The sequence below is a fragment of the Xanthomonas sp. 3075 genome (assembly GCF_014197275.1).
Taxonomy (GTDB): domain Bacteria; phylum Pseudomonadota; class Gammaproteobacteria; order Xanthomonadales; family Xanthomonadaceae; genus Xanthomonas; species Xanthomonas campestris_B.
Genome location: NZ_JACIFI010000008.1, coordinates 73,829 through 95,217, shown reverse-complemented (window position 1 = coordinate 95,217; position 21,389 = coordinate 73,829). Strand labels below are relative to the sequence as shown.

The 21,389-nt window shown below is 65.3% G+C and carries 16 protein-coding genes and 2 other RNA genes; 7 read left to right on the top strand and 11 right to left on the bottom strand.

Going from position 1 to position 21,389, the window contains the following annotated elements; translation table 11 throughout:
• Window positions 1-61 precede the first annotated feature (61 nt).
• From GGR62_RS21425 to GGR62_RS09605, 3 genes are read right to left on the bottom strand one after another with little or no spacing between them, the layout of a single operon-like run.
• Complete coding sequence (locus GGR62_RS21425; RefSeq protein WP_326520248.1) at window positions 62-643, bottom strand: DUF2809 domain-containing protein; 582 nt, start codon at window positions 641-643, stop codon at window positions 62-64.
• The gene (locus tag GGR62_RS09610) at window positions 644-1,924 is read right to left on the bottom strand and encodes an amidohydrolase family protein (RefSeq protein ID WP_184407675.1); all 1,281 of its coding nucleotides are present in this window, start codon (window positions 1,922-1,924) and stop codon (window positions 644-646) included.
• The gene (locus tag GGR62_RS09605; protein WP_184407674.1) at window positions 1,921-3,321 is read right to left on the bottom strand and encodes an amidohydrolase; all 1,401 of its coding nucleotides are present in this window, start codon (window positions 3,319-3,321) and stop codon (window positions 1,921-1,923) included. The genes GGR62_RS09610 and GGR62_RS09605 overlap by 4 nt, the downstream gene beginning before the upstream one ends.
• A gap of 134 nt (window positions 3,322-3,455) precedes the next feature.
• Between GGR62_RS09605 and GGR62_RS09600 the strand changes: the two genes are divergently transcribed.
• Window positions 3,456-4,022 carry a DUF924 family protein gene (locus GGR62_RS09600; protein WP_184407762.1) on the top strand — a complete coding sequence of 189 codons (567 nt, stop codon included), beginning with the start codon at window positions 3,456-3,458 and terminating at the stop codon, window positions 4,020-4,022.
• A gap of 450 nt (window positions 4,023-4,472) precedes the next feature.
• On the opposite strand, the gene grxD is transcribed toward GGR62_RS09600, so the two are convergent.
• The gene (gene grxD, locus GGR62_RS09595) at window positions 4,473-5,399 is read right to left on the bottom strand and encodes a Grx4 family monothiol glutaredoxin (RefSeq protein WP_184407673.1); all 927 of its coding nucleotides are present in this window, start codon (window positions 5,397-5,399) and stop codon (window positions 4,473-4,475) included.
• 45 nt (window positions 5,400-5,444) lie between these two features.
• On the opposite strand from grxD, the gene GGR62_RS09590 reads away from it, so the two are divergent.
• The 3 genes from GGR62_RS09590 (at window position 5,445) to GGR62_RS09580 (ending at window position 9,098) form a co-directional block, all read left to right on the top strand.
• Entirely contained in the window at window positions 5,445-6,236 is a 792-nt protein-coding gene (locus tag GGR62_RS09590) for a polysaccharide deacetylase family protein (RefSeq protein WP_184407672.1), read from the top strand.
• 288 nt (window positions 6,237-6,524) lie between these two features.
• Window positions 6,525-8,708 carry a TonB-dependent siderophore receptor gene (locus GGR62_RS09585; protein WP_184407671.1) on the top strand — a complete coding sequence of 728 codons (2,184 nt, stop codon included), beginning with the start codon at window positions 6,525-6,527 and terminating at the stop codon, window positions 8,706-8,708.
• A 314-nt stretch (window positions 8,709-9,022) separates the two neighbouring features.
• Window positions 9,023-9,098, top strand: a non-coding RNA gene (locus GGR62_RS09580) — sX9 sRNA.
• 34 nt (window positions 9,099-9,132) lie between these two features.
• Here GGR62_RS09580 and GGR62_RS09575 read toward each other — a convergent pair.
• From GGR62_RS09575 to GGR62_RS09560, 4 genes are all read right to left on the bottom strand, one after another.
• Complete coding sequence (locus tag GGR62_RS09575) at window positions 9,133-9,804, bottom strand: methyltransferase (protein WP_184407761.1); 672 nt, start codon at window positions 9,802-9,804, stop codon at window positions 9,133-9,135.
• A 258-nt stretch (window positions 9,805-10,062) separates the two neighbouring features.
• Entirely contained in the window at window positions 10,063-10,488 is a 426-nt protein-coding gene (locus GGR62_RS09570) for a hypothetical protein (RefSeq protein WP_184407670.1), read from the bottom strand.
• The gene (locus GGR62_RS09565) at window positions 10,485-11,144 is read right to left on the bottom strand and encodes an SGNH/GDSL hydrolase family protein (RefSeq protein ID WP_184407669.1); all 660 of its coding nucleotides are present in this window, start codon (window positions 11,142-11,144) and stop codon (window positions 10,485-10,487) included. The genes GGR62_RS09570 and GGR62_RS09565 overlap by 4 nt, the downstream gene beginning before the upstream one ends.
• On the bottom strand, window positions 11,144-12,415 hold the full coding sequence (locus GGR62_RS09560; protein WP_184407668.1) for a pyridoxal phosphate-dependent aminotransferase: 1,272 nt from the start codon (window positions 12,413-12,415) through the stop codon (window positions 11,144-11,146). Before GGR62_RS09560 ends, GGR62_RS09565 begins: the two co-directional genes overlap by 1 nt.
• A 153-nt stretch (window positions 12,416-12,568) precedes the next feature.
• Here GGR62_RS09560 and rsgA point away from each other — a divergent pair, with 153 nt between their 5' ends.
• From rsgA to GGR62_RS09545, 3 genes are all read left to right on the top strand, one after another.
• The gene (rsgA, locus tag GGR62_RS09555) at window positions 12,569-13,660 is read left to right on the top strand and encodes a ribosome small subunit-dependent GTPase A (protein WP_184407667.1); all 1,092 of its coding nucleotides are present in this window, start codon (window positions 12,569-12,571) and stop codon (window positions 13,658-13,660) included.
• Window positions 13,660-14,922 carry a flavohemoglobin expression-modulating QEGLA motif protein gene (locus GGR62_RS09550; RefSeq protein WP_184407666.1) on the top strand — a complete coding sequence of 421 codons (1,263 nt, stop codon included), beginning with the start codon at window positions 13,660-13,662 and terminating at the stop codon, window positions 14,920-14,922. The genes rsgA and GGR62_RS09550 overlap by 1 nt, the downstream gene beginning before the upstream one ends.
• 240 nt (window positions 14,923-15,162) lie before the next feature.
• A complete protein-coding gene (locus GGR62_RS09545; protein WP_184407760.1) occupies window positions 15,163-15,843 on the top strand; it encodes a type 1 glutamine amidotransferase domain-containing protein in 681 nt (226 codons plus the stop codon).
• A 739-nt stretch (window positions 15,844-16,582) separates the two neighbouring features.
• Here the strand turns inward: GGR62_RS09545 and GGR62_RS09540 are convergent.
• The 3 genes from GGR62_RS09540 to GGR62_RS09530 all read right to left on the bottom strand — a co-directional run bounded on the left by GGR62_RS09540 (window position 16,583) and on the right by GGR62_RS09530 (window position 21,156).
• Window positions 16,583-18,523 (bottom strand): alpha-amylase family protein, encoded by a 1,941-nt coding sequence (locus GGR62_RS09540; RefSeq protein WP_184407665.1) that lies wholly within the window; start codon window positions 18,521-18,523, stop codon window positions 16,583-16,585.
• A 22-nt stretch (window positions 18,524-18,545) separates the two neighbouring features.
• Window positions 18,546-18,621, bottom strand: a non-coding RNA gene (locus GGR62_RS09535) — sX9 sRNA.
• 81 nt (window positions 18,622-18,702) lie between these two features.
• Complete coding sequence (locus tag GGR62_RS09530) at window positions 18,703-21,156, bottom strand: TonB-dependent receptor (RefSeq protein WP_184407664.1); 2,454 nt, start codon at window positions 21,154-21,156, stop codon at window positions 18,703-18,705.
• Window positions 21,157-21,389: the final 233 nt, after the last annotated feature.

The following is a 21,389-nucleotide window of genomic DNA, read 5'->3' as shown; positions in this document are numbered from 1 at the left end:
GGATGTGCCGGTCGGAGCCGATGGCGAAACGGACGACATGGGCGGGACCTGAAGGAGGGCATCAACGGGGCGAAGCACTCCCGGCAAGCACAGTGCTACGTAATGAGACCACATCCCAGATGTATGTAATACCAATGCCGGACAGATACAGCATCAGATCGCGCGGCGTGGCGGTGTTGCCGCGCGCGATGGATGCTGCGCTGCCGGGGCGCAGGCCAAGGCCAAGGTGGTCGGCCTGTTGGATCGCCCGCATGGCTTCGATCAGCACTCCCAGCGCCATGGCCAGCGCACCGGCCCAATGCGGCGGCATGGCCAACAGACCGCGCAGCCCGCAGTCAACCAGCATCGCCGCCAGCACATCGCCCAGGGTGCCGCGCACCATGGCCCGCCGAGTGTGCCGGCGCCGATCGCCACTTCGATCAACAGCATGGCGACGGCAAGCAACAGAGAGAGACCGCGTGCAGCGGGCGGCATCCGTGTCATTGCGTGCATCGGCAATCCCGGGCGAGTGTGTCGTGATGGGCATCGTGCCGGTGCCGGTGCGTGCGCGCTGCCGGCGCACATGGCGCAGGCGAAACGTCGGGGCAAGGTCGCAGGCGCGGCACGGGGTGTTGTCCCGCACCGCATGCAACTGCCGCGACACTCACTTCAGATAGGCGCGCGGCAGCGATCCGGCTTGTTGCATGTAGCGGTCGCGCAGCTCGCTCTGGCGCGAGCGCATCGGCATGTCGCGGCCGCCCAGCCACACCTGCTCTGCGTAGTGGGCGACATCCAGCGGGTCGCCGTCCCACAACACCAGGTCGGCCTGCTTGCCAACGGCGATACTGCCGATGCGGTCGCCAACGCCGAAGATCTCCGCCGGTACCCGGGTCAGCCCGGCCAGTGCGGTCTCCCACGGCATCCCGTTGGCCACTGCGTTGCCGGCCAACTGGCGCTGCTTGCGCGCATTGTGCGAGGCATCGTTGCTCTGGCTGAAGCTCACATCCACACCCGCCGCGCGCAGGCGTGCGGCGTTTTCCAGGGTGGCGCCGATCTGGTCGAAGGTCGAAGGAAGATCCGCCAGCGCATCCACCAGTACCGGCACCTTGGCCTGCGCCAGCTGTGGCGCCAGCTTCCACGCTTCTGCACCGCCGGCGATGGCAATGCGGACCTTCTCGCGCTGCGCCCAGCGCAACAACTGGCGAATGTCGGCCGCCCGCTCCACCTGCACCACGATGCGGCCTTGCCCTGCCAGGTACTTGGCCAGCACGCTGCGGCCAACCGGCGTCAACAGCGCATGCGGCGAGTCGGCCGGCACGCGTCCACGCGCTTCGGCCACCAGCTGATCGAGCAGCATCCACTGCGCGGCGCGCGAGCTGCCGGTGAGGTCGGACGCCGCCGCGCCGAGACGCAGAAACAGCGCATGCGGGCCGATCGGATCGGGGCTGCCATCCAGCCGCACGATGCCGCCCTGGCCGGCGATAAACGCACCGCTGGTGGTCGCGCCCAGCGCGGTGAACCCGATGCCTTCCACCCGCGCCACCGGCACCAGCACCGAGTCGGGGTTGTAGGCCAGGGTGACGTCGAATTCCGGGCGCATCGGCTGATCGCTCAGCTTGACGCCGCTGTCCACCGTGCTGTCTTCGCCGGAGACTTCTTCGATACCGATCTCGGTGATGCCGCCGAACAGTGCCGGCGTCAGCGGCCGGCCCTTGGCGTCGACGACGCGGCCATCGGTGGGCACGGCCAGGTTGCTGCCGATGGCGCGGATCACGCCGCCCTGCACAAGTACATCGGTGTTGCGCAGCGTGCCTTGGGCGGTGGCGGTGTGCACCGTGGCGCCACGGATCAGCACCTGCTGGCCGAGTGCGGGCAACGCAAGCGCCGCCAGCAGTACCGCCGGCAGGACGCGCGCACGCGGGCGAAACCGATTCGCGCGGTTCATCGTGCCACCTCTTGGCCAAGCATGAAGTCGGACACCGGCTGCAGCCTGCGGTCATGCCGGTCGTAGACCTGCGCGCCGTCGATATACACCTGTTCGGCCAGTGCGTAGGAGCTGAAGGGATTGCCGTTCCACACCACTACATCGCCCATCTTGCCCGGCTCCAGCGCGCCGGTCTGCTGCTCGATGCCCAGCGCCTTGGCGGCATTGCTGGTGAGCCAGCGGATCGCGCGCTCGGGCGGAATCTCCATGCCGCTGCGGCGCGCGTTGGCGATTACCTTGGCCGCCTCCTGGTTCAAGCGCTGGATGCCTTCTTCCGAATCCGAATGCACGATGGCGCAACTGTTGGCCGGGCGATCGACCAGCGCAATGTTCTCCTGGATGCCATCGAAGGCTTCCATCTTGAAGCCCCACCAATCGGCCCACAGCGCACCGCAGACGTTTTCCTGCGCCAGACGGTCGGCTAGCTTGTAGGCTTCCACGCCGTGATGGAACGCGGCGATATGGAAGCCGAATTCCTTGGACAGGTCCAGCATGGTCGCCATTTCATCGGCGCGGTAGCAGTGGATGTGCACGCGGATGTCGCCATTGATGGCGCCGGCCAGCGTGTCGAGTTTGAGATCGCGCTTGCCGCCGGCATCGCCGCTGCTGTCGTTGTCGCCGCCGCTGCTCCACCAGTGGCGCTTTTTCGCTGCCTTTTTCTTTGGCGCGTTCTTCTGCAGATACTCGGCCGCATCGATGAAGGCCGCGCGGTACCCGGCGACATTGCCCATGCGCGTGCCGGGGCCGCCCTTTTGCCCATACACGCGCTTGGGGTTCTCGCCGCAGGCCATTTTCAGGCCCCAGGGCGCGCCGGGAAACTTCATGCCTTGATACGTCGTCGACGCCACGTTCTTGAGCGTGACGCCGCGTCCGCCGATCAGATTGGCCGAGCCCGGCAATACCTGCAGCGAGGTGATGCCACCAGCCAGCGCGGTGCCGAAGCCGGGGTCCTGCGGCCAGATCGAATGCTCGGCCCAGACGTTCGGCGTCACCGGTGCGGTCATCTCGTTGCCATCGCTGTGCGCGCTGACGCCGGGGCTGGGATACACGCCCAGATGCGAGTGCACATCGATGATGCCGGGCGTGACCCACTTGCCGGTGCCGTCGATGCGACGCACATCGGCCGGTGTGTCGAGCGCGTGGCCGACCGCCGCCACCTTGCCGTCGCGCAGGAGCACATCGGCGTCGTCCAACCGTTGGCCTGTTCCGGTCAGGACCGTCGCGTGCTGGATCAGCACCGGCCCGGAGGCGAGCACGCGGTAGGTACTCGGATAGGGATCTTGGACAAAGCGTGACGCGGCCGACACTGGCTGGCACAGCATGGCCGCGCCCAGTGCGGCGAACAGGATGGAACGCATGGATTTCCCCGATGCAACGAAAGCGTAGGCCGCAAACCTAGCCGCCCGCGCGGTGCTTGCCAAGTGCTGTCAGGGCGATGGCGGCGGCCTCATCACACACGCGGGTGCATGCTATGCCCTATTCGTCAGGGGAGATGTCGATGATCGCCAAATCAGAGCGCAACAAGCAGGCCGATGTGGTGTTGGCTTTCTGGGAACTGGCCGGTTCGGCCCGGTGGTTCACCCACAACGATGCGTTCGACGCCAACTTTCGCCAGCATTTCAGCGAGCAGCATTTCGCTGCGGCGCGCGGCGAGTATGCGCACTGGATGGAACGTGCCGAAGATGCGCTGGCCTTGCTGATCCTGCTCGACCAGTTTCCACGGAATGCCTTTCGCGGCAGCGCGCATTCCTACGCCACCGACGGCCTGGCGCTGCATTACGCCAAACAGGCGGTAGCCGACGGTTTCGATCAACAGGTTTCCGCGCAATTGCGATTGTTCTTCTACCTGCCGTTCGAGCATGCGGAAGATCTGCACGAGCAGGCGCGCGCGGTGCAGCTCATCACCGCGCTGGACGATGCCGAAACCACCCATTGGGCAGTGGAACATCAGCAGATCATTCAGCGCTTCGGGCGCTTCCCGCATCGCAATGCGGTGTTGGGGCGTGAGACCACTGCTGAAGAACAGCAGTTTCTCGATGACGGTGGGTTTGCCGGGTAAGGGGCGCTGGCAGTTTTGCGCCGATCGGAGGCTGCTACTTCGGCTGCAGGGCGGCTGATCCGTATTTTGGCTGCAGGGCCCTTGCCCGCCCACCGTCGCGGGACACGCCGTCAATCCGTCCATGCAGGCGCTTGTGCGGCATCCATGCCGCATGATGTCCAGCGACGGTGGGCGGACGAGGACCAGTGGAGATGGTCGGTGTGCATGGTTTTCAACAAAGCGGCCAGCAAAATCGCTGGTGCGGTGTGCACGACGCTTGCGGAACCCTGTGGCGGCATGGATGTCGCCACGGAGCCGCCATGGACGGATTGACGGCATGTCCCGCGAGAGTAGCGGGGACACCGCACCCGCGACCCACTGCCGAACACCAGAGCGCTAAACCGGCACAACACAGTTCCCGAACAGCGCAGCGCCAGCCAAGTCAGTACCGCTGCGTAGTGGCTGTCTTGCTCAGTATTTCGCCACGCCGTTGTCCACCTCGTCCGACCAGGCATCGATGCCGCCGGTGACGTTGTAGACGTTGCTGAAGCCCAGGCCGCGGAAGTGCTCGGCCGCTTGCAGGCTGCGCCCGCCACGGTGGCACAGGAACGCCAGCGGGGTGTCCTTGGGCAACTGTTCGATGGCGGCACGCTCGTGCGCATCCAGCGTGCGGAACGGGGCAGCGACCGAGGCCAGCGCACGCTCGTCGGCCGGGCGCACGTCCACCAGGGTCAGGGTGCCGGCCTTGAGGCGGTCGTCCGCATCGCGCACCGACAGTTCCTGCACCGGCTTGGGCGCATTCGGGTTGTCGATGGCCAGGCCACGGCCACGGATATCGTCCACCCAGTCGATGGTGATGCCATCGGCGCGGCGTGCGCTGGCCAGGTCGAACTGCACGCGCAGACCATTGGATTCGGCCGCGATGGCGTTCGGGTTGGTCGGCGCCAGCTGGAAATTCGGCTGGAAGTTGGCATCGATGGACAACGTCAGCGATGCATCCGGCGCGTCGGCCAGTGCGCCCTTGAGCATTTCGACCGCCGCCGGGGTGATGGTGATCTTGGGCGGAGTCCGGTCTGGCGCCTGCAGGCCGAGCATGCTGCTCAGTTCGCCGCTGTCGGCCATCTGCAAAATGATGTCGCTGCCGCCGACCAGCTCGCCGTCCACGTACAGCTGGGGAATGGTCGGCCAATCGCCATAGGCCTTGATGCCTTCGCGGATTTCCTGGTCGGCCAGCACGTTGACGTGGGCATAGTCGATGCCCAGACCATCCAGCACACCGACCGCCTTGGCCGAAAAACCGCACTGCGGCATGCCGGGCTGGCCTTTCATGAAGAGCACCACGCGGCTGGATTGCAGCAGCGTATCGATACGGGAACGCAGGGCGGGATCGAGGGACATGGCAGCACTTCAGTCAGAACGTGGAGTCCGCCCATTCTACGCCGCATGGCATCATGCGGTATGACCACGCTGCAAACGCTGTATCGCATTCCCGCGCATCCCTACCGCTGGATCGTCTGGCTGGCCCTCTCGCAGGCGGCGGTCGCACTGCTGTGGTGGCAGCTGGGCTGGGTCTGGGGGGTGTCGGGGCTGTTGTTGTCGCACGCCTTGTTCGTGGTGCCGGTGTTCCTGCCGCGCGCGCGCCTGTACGCGCCGGTGCTGGCACGCCTGCCGGGCCGCGCACCGCAGGTCTGGCTGACCATCGATGACGGACCGTCCGACGACACCCCGGCCATCCTGGACCTGCTGGACGCCTACGCAGCCAAGGCCACGTTCTTCGTGGTCGGCGCACGCGCCGAGCAGCGGCCTGAGCTGGTGCGCGAGATGGTGCGGCGCGGGCACGGGATCGGCAACCACAGCCACAGTCACCCGCAGGCCTGGTTCTGGGCGCTGGGGCCGTGCCGCATGGCGCAGGAAATCGGCAAGACGCAGCGCGTGCTGGCCACCATCACCGGACAGGCGCCACGGCTGTATCGCTCGGTGGTGGGCATGACCAATCCTTTCGTGGCCTCGCCGTTGCGTGCGCATGGGCTGACCCGCGTGGCCTGGAGCGCGCGCGGCTTCGATGGTGTGCGCTGCGAGCCGGATGCCACCATCGCCCGCATCGTGCGCGACCTGCGTCCCGGCGCGATCGTCCTGCTGCACGAAGGCGCCGCGCACGGGCACAACCTCACCATCCTGCGTGGCGTGCTGGAGGCGATGCGGGAGCGGGGGCTGGTGGGACAGCGTCCGGATTGAGTGCCTGCGAACGGAGCCTGGCCGGCCCGGCGTGATGCCGTAGGCCGATGGCGGCAGCGTCGGGGTGTGGAGCGCTGCGTCTGCCTGTGTGGTCGTTGCCGCGTGCAACATGGCTGGAAATGATCGAGGGTCGACCGAACCTGTAATCCACGCATGTATTGACAGCGATTTAACGTGGATCGAACATGCGCCCCAGCCAGCAAATGGTGCGCGCCTGTTCATGGCGCTGCCACGCCAGCCTCACCAGCCGTCACCGACGGCATTATTTTTGCTCTTGAGGCTGACCCCATGTCCTATCGCATCGTCCCTGCGCGCGCTGTTGTGCGTGCGGATTTCCGCCCGTCGCCCGCCCGTCTGTCGTACTCCTTGCTGGCCCTGGCCTGTGCATGGCCGTTGTCTGTGATGGCGCAGTCGAGCGCGCGCGATCCGGTCGATCTGGACCGCCTGCAGATCGAGGCGCATCGCGGCGCCGCCACCGAAGGCACCGACTCCTACACGGCCGATGTCGCGCGCAGTTCGACCAAGCTGGAGCTGTCGCTGCGCGACACCCCGCAGTCGGTGGTGGTGGTGACCCGCCAGCAGATCGCCGACCGCAATCTGCAATCGCTGCAGGACGTGACCGATACCGTGGCCGGTTTCAACTCGCCGACCTGGGACACCGAGCGCACCTACATCAGTGCGCGCGGCTTCGAGGTGGACTACTACCGCATCGATGGCATTCCCGTCGATTACACCGGCGATGTGCAGCAGAACATGGCCATCTACGACCGGGTCGAGATCGTCCGGGGCGCTAATGGCCTTACCTCCGGCGCGGGCAGCCCGGCCGCCTCCATCGACCTGGTACGCAAACATGCCAACAGCGATGTGTTCACTGGCCGGGTCGATCTGTCGGCTGGGCGTTGGGACCGCTATCGCGGCACTGTCGATCTGCAGTCGCCATTGAATGCCGCCGGCAACGTGCGTGGCCGCGTGGTGGCCAGCTATGAAGACAAGCAGTCGTTCCGCGATTACTACAGCAAGCAGTCGTCGCTGTTCTACGGCATCGTCGATGCCGATTTCAGCGATGCCACCAGTGGCTACATCGGCATCAACAAGCAACGCAACGACGGCCGGGGCACCACTTGGGGCGGTGTGCCGGCTTACTTCAGCGATGGCGGTCGCACCGATTTCGCGCGCTCGGATTCGTTCACTCCGCGCTGGGCGCGCGGCGTGGCCGATACCACCAATGCCTTCGCCGGGCTGACCCATCGCTTCGACAACGGTGCGCAGCTGCATGTGGAGTATTCGCATCAGCGCTTCGAAGCCGATTGGAAATCGGTGCTGTTCGGCTACCTGGACTATCCGGACAGGGACACCGGCTTGGGCCTTGAAAGCAATTCTGGCGGGCGCTACCCCGCGCTCAATGCGCAAAATAGTCTGGATGCCTACCTCAGGATGCCGCTGCAGCTGTGGGGCCGCGAGCATGAAGTGGTGGCCGGCGCCACCTGGATGAACCGCAACGTGCGCAGCTGGTCCAACGCACCGCTGCAGCCCCTGACTGCCGAGAGCGTGTACGCCTGGACCGGCACCATGGCGCAGCCGCAATGGACCGCATTGGCGAAAGGCGAAGAGCGCGATGTGCGCCAGGTGGCCGCCTACGCGGCAGGCCGTTTCAACCTGACCGATTCGCTCAAGGCCATCATCGGCGCACGCGTCACCGACTGGAAGAACACCGATCAACTGTTGCCGGCCAACACCTATGAACGCCGCGGCCGGACCACGCCCTACGCCGGCCTGATCTTCGATGTGGACGACCACCATTCGCTCTACGCCAGCTACACCGGCATCTTCAAACCGCAGAACAATCGCGACCGCAGCGGGCGCACCATCGCTCCGCTGGAAGGCAATAGCTACGAGATCGGTGCGAAGGGGCAATACCTCGGCGGCCAGCTCAATGCGGCGCTGGCGCTGTTCCGTATCGAGCAGGACAACCTGGCGGTCAACGACCCGGGTCAGCTGGTGCCTGGTACCACCGATCAGGCGTACGTGGCGGCGAAGGGTACGGTCAGCCAGGGTGTGGAATTCCAGCTCGATGGCGAGCTCTCCGAGCAATGGCGCATTGCCTTTGGTTTTGCCCAGTTCGATGCCAACGATGCCAGCGGCGTCGATGTGAACCCAACCAGCCCGCGTCGCGAAGCCACGCTGTTCACCAGCTGGCAGACCGGCCCGTGGCGCGTTGGTGGTGGCCTGAGCTGGCAGTCGGCGATCCACGAATTGATGGCCGGACCGCAGGGCAATACCGTGCGTTTGAATCAGGGCAGCGTGGTGTTGGCCAACGCAATGGCGCGTTACGACATCAACCAGGCGTGGTCGGCGCAACTCAACGTGCGCAATCTGTTCGATCGCACGTATTACGCCAACATCGTCTACCAGAGTCAGCTGATCTACGGCGACCCGCGCGATGTGGAGCTGACGGTGTCCTGGAAGTTCTGATTTTGCTCAAGGCGCCAGCCGCTGGCGGCATCCATGCCGCAAAAGGTCTGCGACGGTGGGCGGGCAAGGGACGGTCGAGATGGTCGGTGTGCATGGCTTTCAACAAAGCAACCAGCGAACTCTCTGGTGCGGTGTCCTCACCGATTGCGGGACCGTGTGGCGGCATGGATGCCGCCACCGAGCCTCCACGGACGGATTTACGGCGTGTCCCGCGAGCGGTGAGGGCGCCGCACTCGACCAACGCAGCTTGGGACCATCTACATAACGTCAAGAGCGGCTGTTAGAACGACTGCGCGGCCGGTGCTGGGTGCAGCATGTACCACGCGTACACACCGGTTCCTCCGCGCCGTCCGCACCCGCCTGAAGACTGCTCGCTACGTTTTGTTAGCCGCTCCCAATCGAACAAAGCGCTTCGCGCAGCGGCTCAGCGCGGCTCGGCCACGATCAACCAGTTGTTGAACGGCGTGTTGCCATACAGCGGCGCAAACGTCGCGCGTAGGCCGGCGGCTTCGAGATGTGCCTGCAGGCTGTCGCGAGTGGGATAGCTACGCGGCATGCGCTGCATCCAGCCGCTCAGGTGCGCCAGCACGTCGGTGACGCGGCTGGTGCGGCCACGGCTGCTGGCATCGCCCAATGCACTGCGAATGACCAGTTTGGCGCCGGGTGTGAGCATCTGCGCCACGCTGCGCAGCAGACTGGCCTGCATGTCCGACTGCAGATACTGCAGCACATCCAGGATGGTGACGCTGCCCTGATGCTGCGGCCACGCGATGCTCAGATCGACCACTTCGAACTTGGTATCGCCCAAATTCGAGCGTTGCGCGATGTGCTGCGCGCGGCGGATCTTGGACGCATCCACATCCACGCCGTGATACGTCAGCGCCTGGCCGTCTGCGCGTAATGCATGCGCCAGCAAGCCCAGCCCGCAGCCCAGATCCAGGACCGGCGCAGTGGTACTGCGCAGCTCGGCCAGCACACCGGGGTACAACGGGTCGGTGCGCAGCTTGGCCTGCGTGTAGTAGTAATCGTAGCGGTTGCCGAGCGGATGCTTGGGCAAAAAAGCGCGTGCGATCGCCAGCGCCTGCGCGCGGCTCATCGGTTGGGTGGCGGTGCTGTGCAATGTCGTTCCTTGGCAATCAGGCGTGCTGCGCGGCTAGCTTAGGGCTTGTCGGGCTGATTGGGGTAGGGCCGGTTGGGTGGGTCGCGTCACTGGTCCAGGCTCGACTGCGCTATTTCAGGAAATATCGGGGTGCCAAGCACTGGCAGCATCGGCCGCAGATGTCGTTGTCTCTCCCCAACTCAACGCTGTCGCATGTGGCGGAAATGCGACAAAGATTCAGCGTCATTTCTCTGGTTATTCAGCGTTTGAGAGCGCTTGGCTTGCTGGTCTGCGGAACTCGATGACATAGGTCTCTCCGCTGATATTCGCTACCCGGCCGATCACGTCATCGCGGACAGCGAACGTTTTTGGGATTTTGCTGCCATCCTCGCCCCGTTGGACGCGGTCCGGTTCCAGAGCACGAGCGAGGACCAGGCGGACCGTCGATTCTTGTTCATAAGCGCGGGTCACGTTGGCACGAAATTCAGTGTTGCCCGGCCCGGACCAACGATCAAATTGGTCCCCGAATGCCAGAATTCCCACGCCATAATTTTTGAGATGGTGATGGTCCCAGAGACTCACCACCAAAGTTCTTTCGTCCGTCCACGAGCTGACGGACCAGTTAACGTTCTTGAGCGTTGCTCCGTATCTTCGGAATGCTTCCGAAATACCGAGTTTCATAGGGTCTCATGCCTCGTCTCAAGCGTACCGACAGCGCCCAGCGCATCGCGCGCAGCAGGCAGCGCGACCGCTGTCCACCGCGCGTACATCGCACCTGAGGGGTGCAGACCATCGTCGACCAGCATGTCGACGGCGTCACCGCCATCGCGGCTGGTGGCGGTGATGTCGACAAACCGCACGGCGCGCGCTGCGCAACGTTCTGCCGCCACACTGTTGAAGGCGTCGATCTGTGCAGCGATCAGCGCTGCATCGCCGCCTTGCGCATGCGCGAACGGGGTCAGCGCCCAATCGGGGATGGAGAGCACCAGCACGCGCGCGGCATGGCCGTCGGCAAAGGCGATCGCGCGCTGCAAGAGGGCATCGAACTGGGTGCGGTACTCATCCAGTGAGCGCCCGCGGTATTGGTTGTTGACGCCGATCAGCAGGCTCACCAGATCGAACGGCCCCTGCGGTGCGGCCGCATCGATACCGGCCTGCAATTCGTCGGTAGTCCAGCCCGTGGTGGCGATGATTTGCGGTGGCGCCACGTTCCAACCGTGGGCACGCAGGCCATCGACCAACTGCATCGGCCAGCGCTGCGCGGGGGCAACGCCTTCGCCGATGGTGTAGGAGTCGCCCAGCGCCAGATAGCGCAGCGGCGTACCAAGCGCCGCCATCAAGCGACGCTGCGCGACTTGAGTGGTACCACCTTGGTCACGGCTTCCGCACGGCGTGCCAGTGCACGGTCGATGCGCGCAAACACATCGCGCATGACGGCTGCTTCCGGCATCAAGGTCACGCGGAAGTGATGGCGGTACGGCACATTGAAGCTCGAACCCGGCACCACCAGCACGCCTTCCTCGTTCATCAGATCCAACGCGAACGCGTGATCGTCGAAATTGCGCGCGGCCGCGCCGACCACCGCCGGGAATGCGTACAGCGCCCCGGCCGGTGCCACCAGCTGCAGATGCTCGCTGGCCGCACAGGCCTCGATCACCGCACGGCGGGTTTCGTACAAGCGGCCACCGGGCGCGCACAACGCGGAAATAGTGTCCGGCCCGTTGACCGCCGCATCGATGGCGTACTGGCCCGGCACATTGGCGCATAGGCGCAAGGCGCCAAGCAGGTCCATCGCGTTACGCAGGTCGTTGATGCGCGACTGTTCGCCCGACAGCAGCGCCCAGCCCACGCGCCAGCCGCAGGCGCGGTGCACCTTGCTCAGCCCGCTGAAGGTGATGCACGGATGCGCACCGGCCAGCGGCGCGACCGGCACGAAGGCGGCATCGTCGTAGAGCACCTGGTCGTAGATCTCATCGACCATCAGCAACAGATTGTGCTTGCTGGCGATGGCCACGATGCGCTCCAGCAACTCGCGCGAATAACTGGCGCCGCTGGGATTGTTCGGATTGATCAGCACGATGGCGCGGGTGCGCGAGGACACCAGCGTCTCGATTTCCACCGGGTCCGGCTGGAAGCCGTTCTCCGGCGCGCAGCGGTAATACACCGGGCGGCCATCGTTGAGGATGGTTGCCGCCGACCACAGCGGGTAGTCGGGCGAGGGCACCAGCACTTCGTCGCCGGGGTTGAGCAGCGCCCGCAGCGACAGATCGATCAGCTCGCTGACGCCGTTGCCGATGAAAATGCGGTCCGGGTGCGCGTCCGGGTGCTGGCGCCGCGCATACGCGCTGGCGATCGCCTCGCGCGCTTCCGGCAGGCCTTGCTGATGGGTGTACGGATCGGTGCGGCCCATGTCGTCGGCGATCGCGCGCTGCAGATGCTCCGGTGCCCGGAACCCGAACGCGCCCGGGTTACCGATGTTGAGCTTGATCAGCTTGCGGCCCTGCGCCTCCAGCTCCCGCGCTCGCCGCGCCAGTTCGCCCCGAATTTCGTAGCGGACTTCGGACAGACGCTCGCGGATGGCGAGCGGCTTTTGCGGGGCAGTGGACATGCGACGGGCCGGTTGTAGGCGTGAGTCTTGGCATGGTAGCGGAAATATGACAGGCGGACATGCTTGCATCGGCAACGATGTCAAGAGGCGCTTGAAGCCTTGCGCGGAGTGCTATTGCACAAGCTGCTGCAGCCAGCCGGCTAGAATCGTCCCATGAGCAATGTGTCCCCCGATTACCCCACCCTCCAATCCATCGGCTGGCCCTGGCCTGGCCCTGCCGAGGACCCGGCCTGGCAGGCTCTTTTCGCCGCGCATCCACAGGCCATGCCGGCGCGGGTGGTGGAGCAGCACCGCACCGGCTATGTGGTGGCCGATACGCCGGAGGCCAGTCTCAAGGCGGAGTCGTTGCCGGAGTGGCAGCGGCCGCGGTTTCCCAGCCATGAGCGGGCGGCGGTGGGCGATTGGGTGCTGATGGAGGGCAAGCGCATCGTGACCTTGCTGCCGCGGCGCACCTCGATCAAGCGCGGTGCGGCCGGCGAGCATTACCATCAGCAGGTGATCGCGGCCAATATCGATACGGTGTTTATCGTGTGCGGGCTGGATGCGGACTTCAATCCGCGCCGCATCGAGCGCTATCTGTTGCTGGTGGGTGGTGGCGGTGCCGAGCCGGTGGTGGTGCTGACCAAGGCCGACCAGACCGAGTACGCCGAGGATGCGTTGGCGGTGCTGGAGGAGCTGGAGGCGCAGAACATCCCGCTGCGCGCGGTCAATGCCAAGGATCCCGAGAGCGTGGCCGCGTTGCGGCCGTGGCTGGGCGACGGCCGCACCGCGGTGCTGGTGGGCTCGTCGGGAGCCGGCAAGTCGACGCTGACCAATACCTTGCTCGGCACGGAGCGAATGAAGACCAATGCGGTGCGAGAGAACGATTCGCGCGGCCGGCATACCACCACCCACCGTGCGTTGATTCCGTTGCCGTCCGGTGCCTGCCTGATCGATACGCCCGGCATGCGCGAGCTCAAGCCCACCGGCGAGGAAGACCTGGCCGAGGGCGGTTTCTCCGATGTGGAGGCATTGGCAGCGCAATGCCGCTTCAACGATTGCGCACATATCGCCGAGCCCGGCTGCGCGGTGCGTGCGGCGATCGAGGCCGATACGCTGGATCCGGAGCGGGTGGCCAACTACATGAAGCTGCGCGTGGAAGTGGCCGCAGCGGCCGAAAAGCTCGCCACGCGCCTGGCGCAGAACAATCGTGGCAAGGGATCTGGCCGGCGGCCTGCCAGCGTCGATCGCACCGGACGGCGCTGATGCCAGCGCGCAAGGGGCCTCCAGACATCGTCCACCACGCGACGCTGGATGCGCGCCTGGTCAAGGCCGTACGCGGTGTGCGCCTGCTTGCGCTGGCCAGCTGGCCGCGCTCGCTGCAGGAGCCGTTCCTGCAGAGCGTGGCGCGTGGGCAGCCGGAGTTGCCGCAGGTGGAGTACCCGGCGCTGGATTTCGGCGACACCCGGCGCGAGCTGGCGGCCATCGCCAAGGACGCCGACCCGCATCATCCGCTGGGTGCGTACCTGATCGATTCGACGCATAGCTGGAGCCTGGCCGCCGGCTTGCTGGAATCGCTGGGCACTCCCGCAGTCAGCGATTACTCGGCGCAGCTGTTCGGCGTGCCCGACGACCCGATGCCGGGCAACGGCCCGAGCACGCGCGAGGCGGCGCGGCATTTCATCCAGATTGCGCAGGAGCTGGACCGCGAACTGCTGGCGCCCGAAGAGCAGGTGCCTGTCTCCGCGACCGCCTTGCGCATGCAGCTGCAGAACGATCTGGATGCGTTCTTCGAAGGGCGCGTCATCACCGTCACGCTGGACCCCGATCTGCTCGCCAAGGCGGCGGCCGGCGCGCATCGCATCCGCCTGCGCAGCGGTGCCACCTTCAGCGATTACGACCGCGCGCAGTTGTTCCACCACGAGGCACTGGTGCATTCGCTGACCGCGCTCAACGGGCGCGCGCAGGTGCACCTGCCCAGCCTGGGCATTTCCTCGCCGCGGACCACCGCGACCCAGGAAGGCCTGGCGACCTTTGCCGAGCAGATCACCGGCAGCATCGATATCGAACGCATGAAGCGCATCAGCCTGCGCATCGAAGCGATCGCGATGGCGCGCTCGGGTGCGGACTTCATCGAGGTGTTCCGCTATTTCACCGCAGGCGGGCAGAGCGCGGCGGAAAGCTTTTCCTCGGCGCAGCGCGTATTCCGCGGCGTGCCGACCCACGGCGGCGGTGCCTTCACCAAGGACACGGTGTACCTGCGCGGGCTGGTGGCGGTGCATACGTTCTTCCGGCATGCCTTGCAGCGCGACCAGCTGCAGCTGTGCCGTTATCTGTTCGCCGGCAAGATGGCGTTGGGTGATGTGGCGCGCCTTGCGCCGTTGTTCGAGAGTGGTGTGCTGGTCGCACCGCGCTGGTTGCCGCCCTGGGTGAGCCGGGTCAGTGGACTGGCCGGCATGCTGGCGTTCTCGTTGTTCGCCAACCGCATTCGCATGGATCAGCTGCAGCCACCTGCGATGAATGTCTGAGCATCGCTGGCAGATCTTCAACTGCAGTCGCCCGCCAGGTGCGGCTGCACGACGTAGCGTGGTCATCGCACGTGACATGCGGATGTTTAATGTGACTGCGTTGTGATCGCGATTGCGGGTCTCATGCAAGGTGCCGCTGAATCGTATGCATCGTGCCCACGCGTTCTACACGAGGCTGCAACGGGTTGAGCCGGACACTGCTCGCCTTGCCCAAGATGGGCCATGACACGAGGCAATGCGATGAACATCCTGATGGTGCTCACTTCCCACGATCAGCTGGGCGATACCGGCAAGAAGACCGGTTTCTGGCTGGAGGAATTCGCCGCGCCGTATTACGTCTTCAAGGATGCAGGCGCGCAGATCACCCTGGTGTCGCCCAAGGGCGGCCAGCCGCCGCTGGACCCCAAGAGCGACGAGCCCGACGCTCAGACAGAGGCCACCAAGCGTTTCAAGCAGGACGTCGATGCGCAGCAGGCACTGTCCAGCACGCACCGCCTGGCGGACGTCAAGGCCGACGACTTCGATGCGGTGTTCTACCCCGGTGGCCATGGCCCGTTGTGGGATCTGGCTGAAGACGCGCACTCGATCGCGCTGATCGAAGCATTTGCCGCTGCAAACAAGCCGCATGGCTTGGTCTGTCACGCGCCGGGCGCCCTGCGTCGCGTCAAGGGTAGCGATGGCAAGCCGCTGGTCAATGGTCGCCGCGTCACCGGCTTCACCAATGGCGAAGAAGACGGCGTTGGCCTGACCAAGATCGTGCCGTTCCTGGTCGAGGATGTGTTGACCGAACTCGGCGGCCGCTACGAAAAGGGTGCGGACTGGGGCGTGCATGTGGTCACCGATGGCACGTTGGTCACCGGCCAGAATCCGGCGTCGTCGGAGAAGGCTGCCGAGGCGCTGTTGGCGTTGCTTGCGCGCTGAGGAATGGGCGGTTGAAGGGGGGAGTGGGTACACCCATTGGGTACACCCATGTTGGGTGCTAGCTGGGCGGATCGCGTTTCGGTTTTAGAGCAGCTAACAAAACCTGGCGAGCGCCTGTCAGTGAGTGCAGTGGTTTGTCGGCCGTATCTTGGTGGATGCAGTCAGAAGTCCAGATCAAACACTGAGTGGGTCGAATGCGCGGTGCCCTCACCGCTCGCGGGACACGCCGTGAACCCGTCCCTGGGGGCTCGGTGGCGGCATCCATGCCGCCACACGGTCCCGCAAGCGGCGAGGACACCGCACCAGAGACTCCGCTGGTTGCTGTGTTTAAACCCATGCATGCCGACCATCTTGACTGGTCCTTGCCCGCCCAGCGTCGCGGGACCTTACGCGGCATGGATGCCGCGTAAGAGCTTACAAGGACGTACTTGCAGCGTGTCCCGCGACGCTGGGCGGGCAAGGGCCCTGCAGCCAGGCCGCAGATCAGCCGGCCTGCAGTAGGCTGACGCGAAGTCGTTTCGTAGTCTGGGAGCTTGACGGGTCTGCCCCCATCCGCCCTGTCGGGCACCTTCCCCCGCAGGCGGGGGAAGGGAGCTCAGCCTGCAGAATGGGCGCCGTCGGTTTGTAAGCAAGAGGCGGTCAGTTCGCAGGCTGGAACAGGTTCGCAGACAGGAAAACGCGCTCTGGATGCGATCCGGGCTTGACCAAACCGGTGCGTTCGTCCGCTTGTGGCTTGCGGTCAGCAACGCTCCAGCCATCGCACTGCGTAAGCGGGAAGCTGCAGGTGTGTACCTGCGCTCAGCGGTTCGGTCGCGATGTCGCCGCCATCGCGTGAGGTCGCGCATTGCGTGGCTGCACTGAACTTCCATTGCGTCTGTGCGCCGATCGGAAGCTGTGCTTGCAATGCGCGGTCGCTGAAGTTGTGCACGGCGATAAAGCGGTCGCCACGCGTCAATGCGAACAGACGTGAGTCGCTCAACGCGAGGCTTCCCACTGCTTGATCTGCCGCCAGCGCGGGAAGTACGGCGCGTTGCTGGATCAATGCATGCAGGCGGCGATAGACCTTGCCGCTCACACTTTCTGCATTCTCGCGTTGTGCGGCGATCTGCCAATCCATCGCCGGGCGATGCAGCCACCGACCTTCGTGTCGGCGTAGCGGGTCGTTGCGATAGCTGTTGTCGTTTGGCAGGGCGAGTTCGTCGCCCATGTAGATCAACGGGACGCCTGGCATCGCCAATGCGATGGCATAGAGCAGCACCAGGCGATCCACCGCCGTCGCCAATGCCGCCGCATCGCCGGCCGCGTGGGCGGCTTGAATGCCGGCAAGCGCGGCGGTCATGCCGTTGGTGCCGTGCACGCCGTCGCCGCTGCTTTGGAAGCTCTCCCCGCGCGCATAACTGCCTGGCACGTCGTTGGCGTAGAAACGCGCCACATCGCGCAACGCGAACGGCGGCTGCTCCGCAGTGCCGGCCGCTTCGTGTTGCAGCACATTCCAGCCGATGTCGTCATGGCAGCGGACATAGCTCAGCCACGCGCAATTGGGCGGCAGCGTTGGGCTATGCGCGATGACGTTATGCAGGATATCGCCGCGTTGCAGCGCCAATGCCGACCAACCGGCCGCCATCAGCGTGCTGTGATAAGCCAGGTGGCATTCGTGTCCTCGATCCGCATCGCTGCCGAAGTAGGGCGGCAGCTGCGTCATCGGCACGATGGCTTCGGCCTTCATCACCACCGACGGTGCGACGATATCGGTGACCGCGCGCAGCGCCACCAGCAAGGTGTGCGCCTCGGGCTGGTTCATGCAGTCGGTGCCGGTGCGCTTCCACAGATACGCGGTGGAATCCAGGCGGAAGGCTTCCACACCCAGATTGGCCAGCTGCAGCATCGCCAGCGCCATCTCGCCGAACACCGCCGGGTTGCTCCAGTTCAGATCCCATTGATACGGATAGAACGTGGTCCACATCCACTGCGCGGTGGCGTCCACCCAGGTGAAGTTGCCGGGTGCGGTATGCGGGAAGACCTGGCCCAGCGTGGCCTCGTAACGGTCGGGCAGGGTGCGATCGGCGAAGTGGTGGTAGTAGTCCAGATAGCGCGCATCGCCTGCGCGTGCTGCCTGTGCCCAGGCGTGATCGTCGGCGGTATGGTTGAGTACGAAATCCGCGCACAGGCTGATGCCCGCCTCGCGCAGGCGCGTGGTGAGCGCGATGAGATCGTCGTTGCTGCCCAGGCTCGGTTCGACCTGGCCGTAATCGCTGACCGCAAAGCCGCCATCGTTGTCGCCGGCGCGCGCACGCAGGAACGGCAGCAGGTGCAGATAGCGCACGCCCAGCTCCTGCAGATACGGCACGCGCGCAGCCACGCCTTGCAAGGTGCCGGCGAAGCGGTCCACGTAGGCGCTGTAGCCCAGCATGTGTTGTTGACCGAACCAGCCGGCCTGCCGCGTCGTGTCGAGCTGTTGCAGTGCAGATGAGCGCTGCTGGGCGCGCGTGCCGAGCGCGCCCAGCCATTGCGTCAGCCAGGACGCATAGTCGGGGCGCTGTCCATACAGCATGTGCAACGCATCCAGCAGACGCGGTGCATGCCGGTCGAAGCGCGTCAGCAGCGCGCTTGCACGCTGCGCATCCAATGGCGCGGCAAAGGCCGCGCGCAATGCAGTGAAATCGATGGGGGAGGCGGTCATTGGCAAGGGCCGGGCTTGAAGCGGCTAACAAAACGGAGCGAGCGGTCGTCAGGTGGGTGCGGACGGCGCGAAGGAACCGACGTGTACGAACGATACACGCCGATTCCTTGCACCGGCTGCGCCTGCCTGACGGCCGCGCAGGCGTATTGCTGGTCGCTCTTGGGCGGGGCGAGGGGTCCTTAGAAGTCGTAACGCAGGCTGATGCTGGTGGTGCGGCCGGCAATCGAGCGCGCGCGGATGATGCCGTTGGCAGGAATCGTGGCTTCCTCTGCTTCGGTCAGGCCGAATGTATTGAACAGATTGTTGACGTTGAGCGCCACGGTCAGCGCATCGGTCACGCGGTAGTCGCCGAACAGGTTCACCTGCGTGTAGCCCGGCATTTTCAGCTGGTTGGAATCCTGCGTGTAGGCATCGGTGGTGCCGATCAGGTTCACGCCGAACTGGTAGCCATCGCCACGATAACTCGGGGTGAGCTGCCAGACGACATCGGCCTGGCGACGCGGCACATTGCCGGTGTTTTCCGGGGTGATCTGGTCCTTGGAAATCTCCGCGTCGGTCCAGGTCAGGCCGCCGTTGACGGTGAAGCCCTCGTAGCGATAGCTGGCTTCCAACTCCACGCCGTGCGCCTTGTAGCTGCGGTTGAAGAAGCGCTGGCTGGTGACTTCGAAGTTCTGTTCCTCGGTGCGTGCGGAGAACGCGGTAGCGAACAGGCTCAAGCCGTCGCGGCGCCACTTCAAGCCGGCTTCGGCCTGGCGGACCACGTTGACGCCTTCATCGGAGGACACCGAACCATCGTCGCGGATCACGCCGAACAACAAACGGTCGGCATTGGCGCGTGCGCCACGGCTGATACGTGCAAACGCACCCAGGTCGTCGTTGATCAGATAGTTGCCGCCCAACGAATACGACAGATAATTCCAGTCGTAGTCCACCGGCTTCGGGTTGGCGAGATCGACGGTGGCCACGTTCTGCTCCACCGGCTGGATCACGCCGTCGCCGTTGACGTCCAGGTTCTGCGCGATCGCGGTGCCGGCGTACGTGCCGCGCGCATCACCCATGTCGTAGCGCAGGCTACCGTCGAGGCTGAACTTGCCGCTGTCGAAGGTGAGCGCGACGTACGGTGCGTTGACGTCGTAACGCACGTCGTAGCTGCGGGTATTGCAGCAGTCGCCCCAGAACGGCACGCCATAGGCGTACAGGCCGTTCTGCGACAACGCGGCGCCGCCGGCATCGACGACGTTGAGCAGGCGCGAGTCGCGGCCCAGGGTCTGCACGTAGGAGTTCCAGGTCCAGTCCATGTCGATGGTCTGGCGCGAGCTGTAATAGCCCATGCGCAGGGTGAGCGTGCGGTCGTCGCCGCCGAATGCGCGCGAAACGCTGAGGTCGTTGGTGACGTTGCCCAGGTCGTTGATCGCCACGTTGAACAGATGTGTGCGGATCGCATTGCCGGTGTAGGCCTGGCCGGCGTCGGGGCCGCTGGCCTGCACCAGTTGCGCGCCGGCACCACCGATGGATGCGGCGAGCGTGGCCGCATCGGTGACCTCGGCCGGGAACGGGCTGACGAAGCGGCCGCTGTTGTCGGCGACGCGGAATTTCTCGCTCAGGTTCCAACCGTTCCCCAGGTCGAACCAGGCCTCGGCGCCGATGGTGCGCGAGATCGGATGCATGCCGTCGCCCAGGTCGGTGCGGCGTGGCTGATTGTTGCCATCCAGACCGACATCGGTGCGGAAGTTGCGGCTGTACAGCGTGTCGTTGCCCGGATCGAAGCCGGCAAAGCCGCCCAGGTCCGGCGCGCCATCGCGGCCGCGCACCGAGGTCGGCACCGGCAGATAACCGGCGGCGCGGTCGTTGAGGTATTTGCCGTACAGGCGCACGTAGCCGTTGTCGAACAGACGGGTGAGGTTGGCCTTGAGCTGGCCGCCCTTGTCGGTGGTGTAACCGGCGTCGCGCACGCCATCGCCCTGGCGGAAGAAGCCGCCGATGTTGAACTGCCAGTGCTCGGCAAACGGTGCGCCGTAGTTGAAGTCCACGCGCGTGTTGTCGTAATCCAGGCCGCGGCTCACGCCGACGCTGCCGCCTGCGGTGTCGCCGGTCTTGCTGATGAAGTTGATGATGCCGCCGGGCGCGTTGCTGGTGAACGTCGAGGCCGAGCCGCCGCGAATGGCTTCGATGCGGTCGAGCGTGAAATCCGACCGCAGGAAGATGTCGGAGTTGCCGAAGGCGATATCGCCGAACTCCATCACCGGCAGGCCGTCTTCCTGCAGCTGCAGGAACTTGGCGCCGCCGGAGGCGACCGGCAGGCCGCGCACGGCGATGTTGGCGTTTCCTTCGCCGCCGCTGGATTCGGAGCGGATGCCGGGAATGTTGCGGAAGATCTCGGCGGTGCTGCGCGGCGCCGATTGTTCGATCGCCTCGGCGCCGACGGTGCTGACCGAGACGCTGGACTTGAGCTTGGTGGTGGCGGTGGAGGTGCCGGTGACGAACACCGAATCCAGGTTGACCGCAGCGCTGTCGGCAGCCGGCGGAGTGGTGGGTGCGGCAGTGGCGTCCTGGGCCAGCGCGGCTGGCGCGCACAGGCAGGAAACGACCGCGCAGGCCAGGGCGTGCAAGCGCAGGGTGTGCAAGGTGGACATCGCGATTCTCTCTCTCACGGATGGTGGTGTGCCGACGCCTGCATCGTCCCCTCCCAGGGAATGGCCGTGGGGCCTGCAGTGCGAGCGCAGTAATACGCTGCACTACAATCGATTGCAATCCCGCATTGCAGCATTTAGCTCAGCATTTGTTGCGTTATTTGAAAATCATAAGCGTGTTGCGCCGCAGCGTTACAATCGATTGCAAAGACGTCAGCGTACAGTGCGCTGCGGCC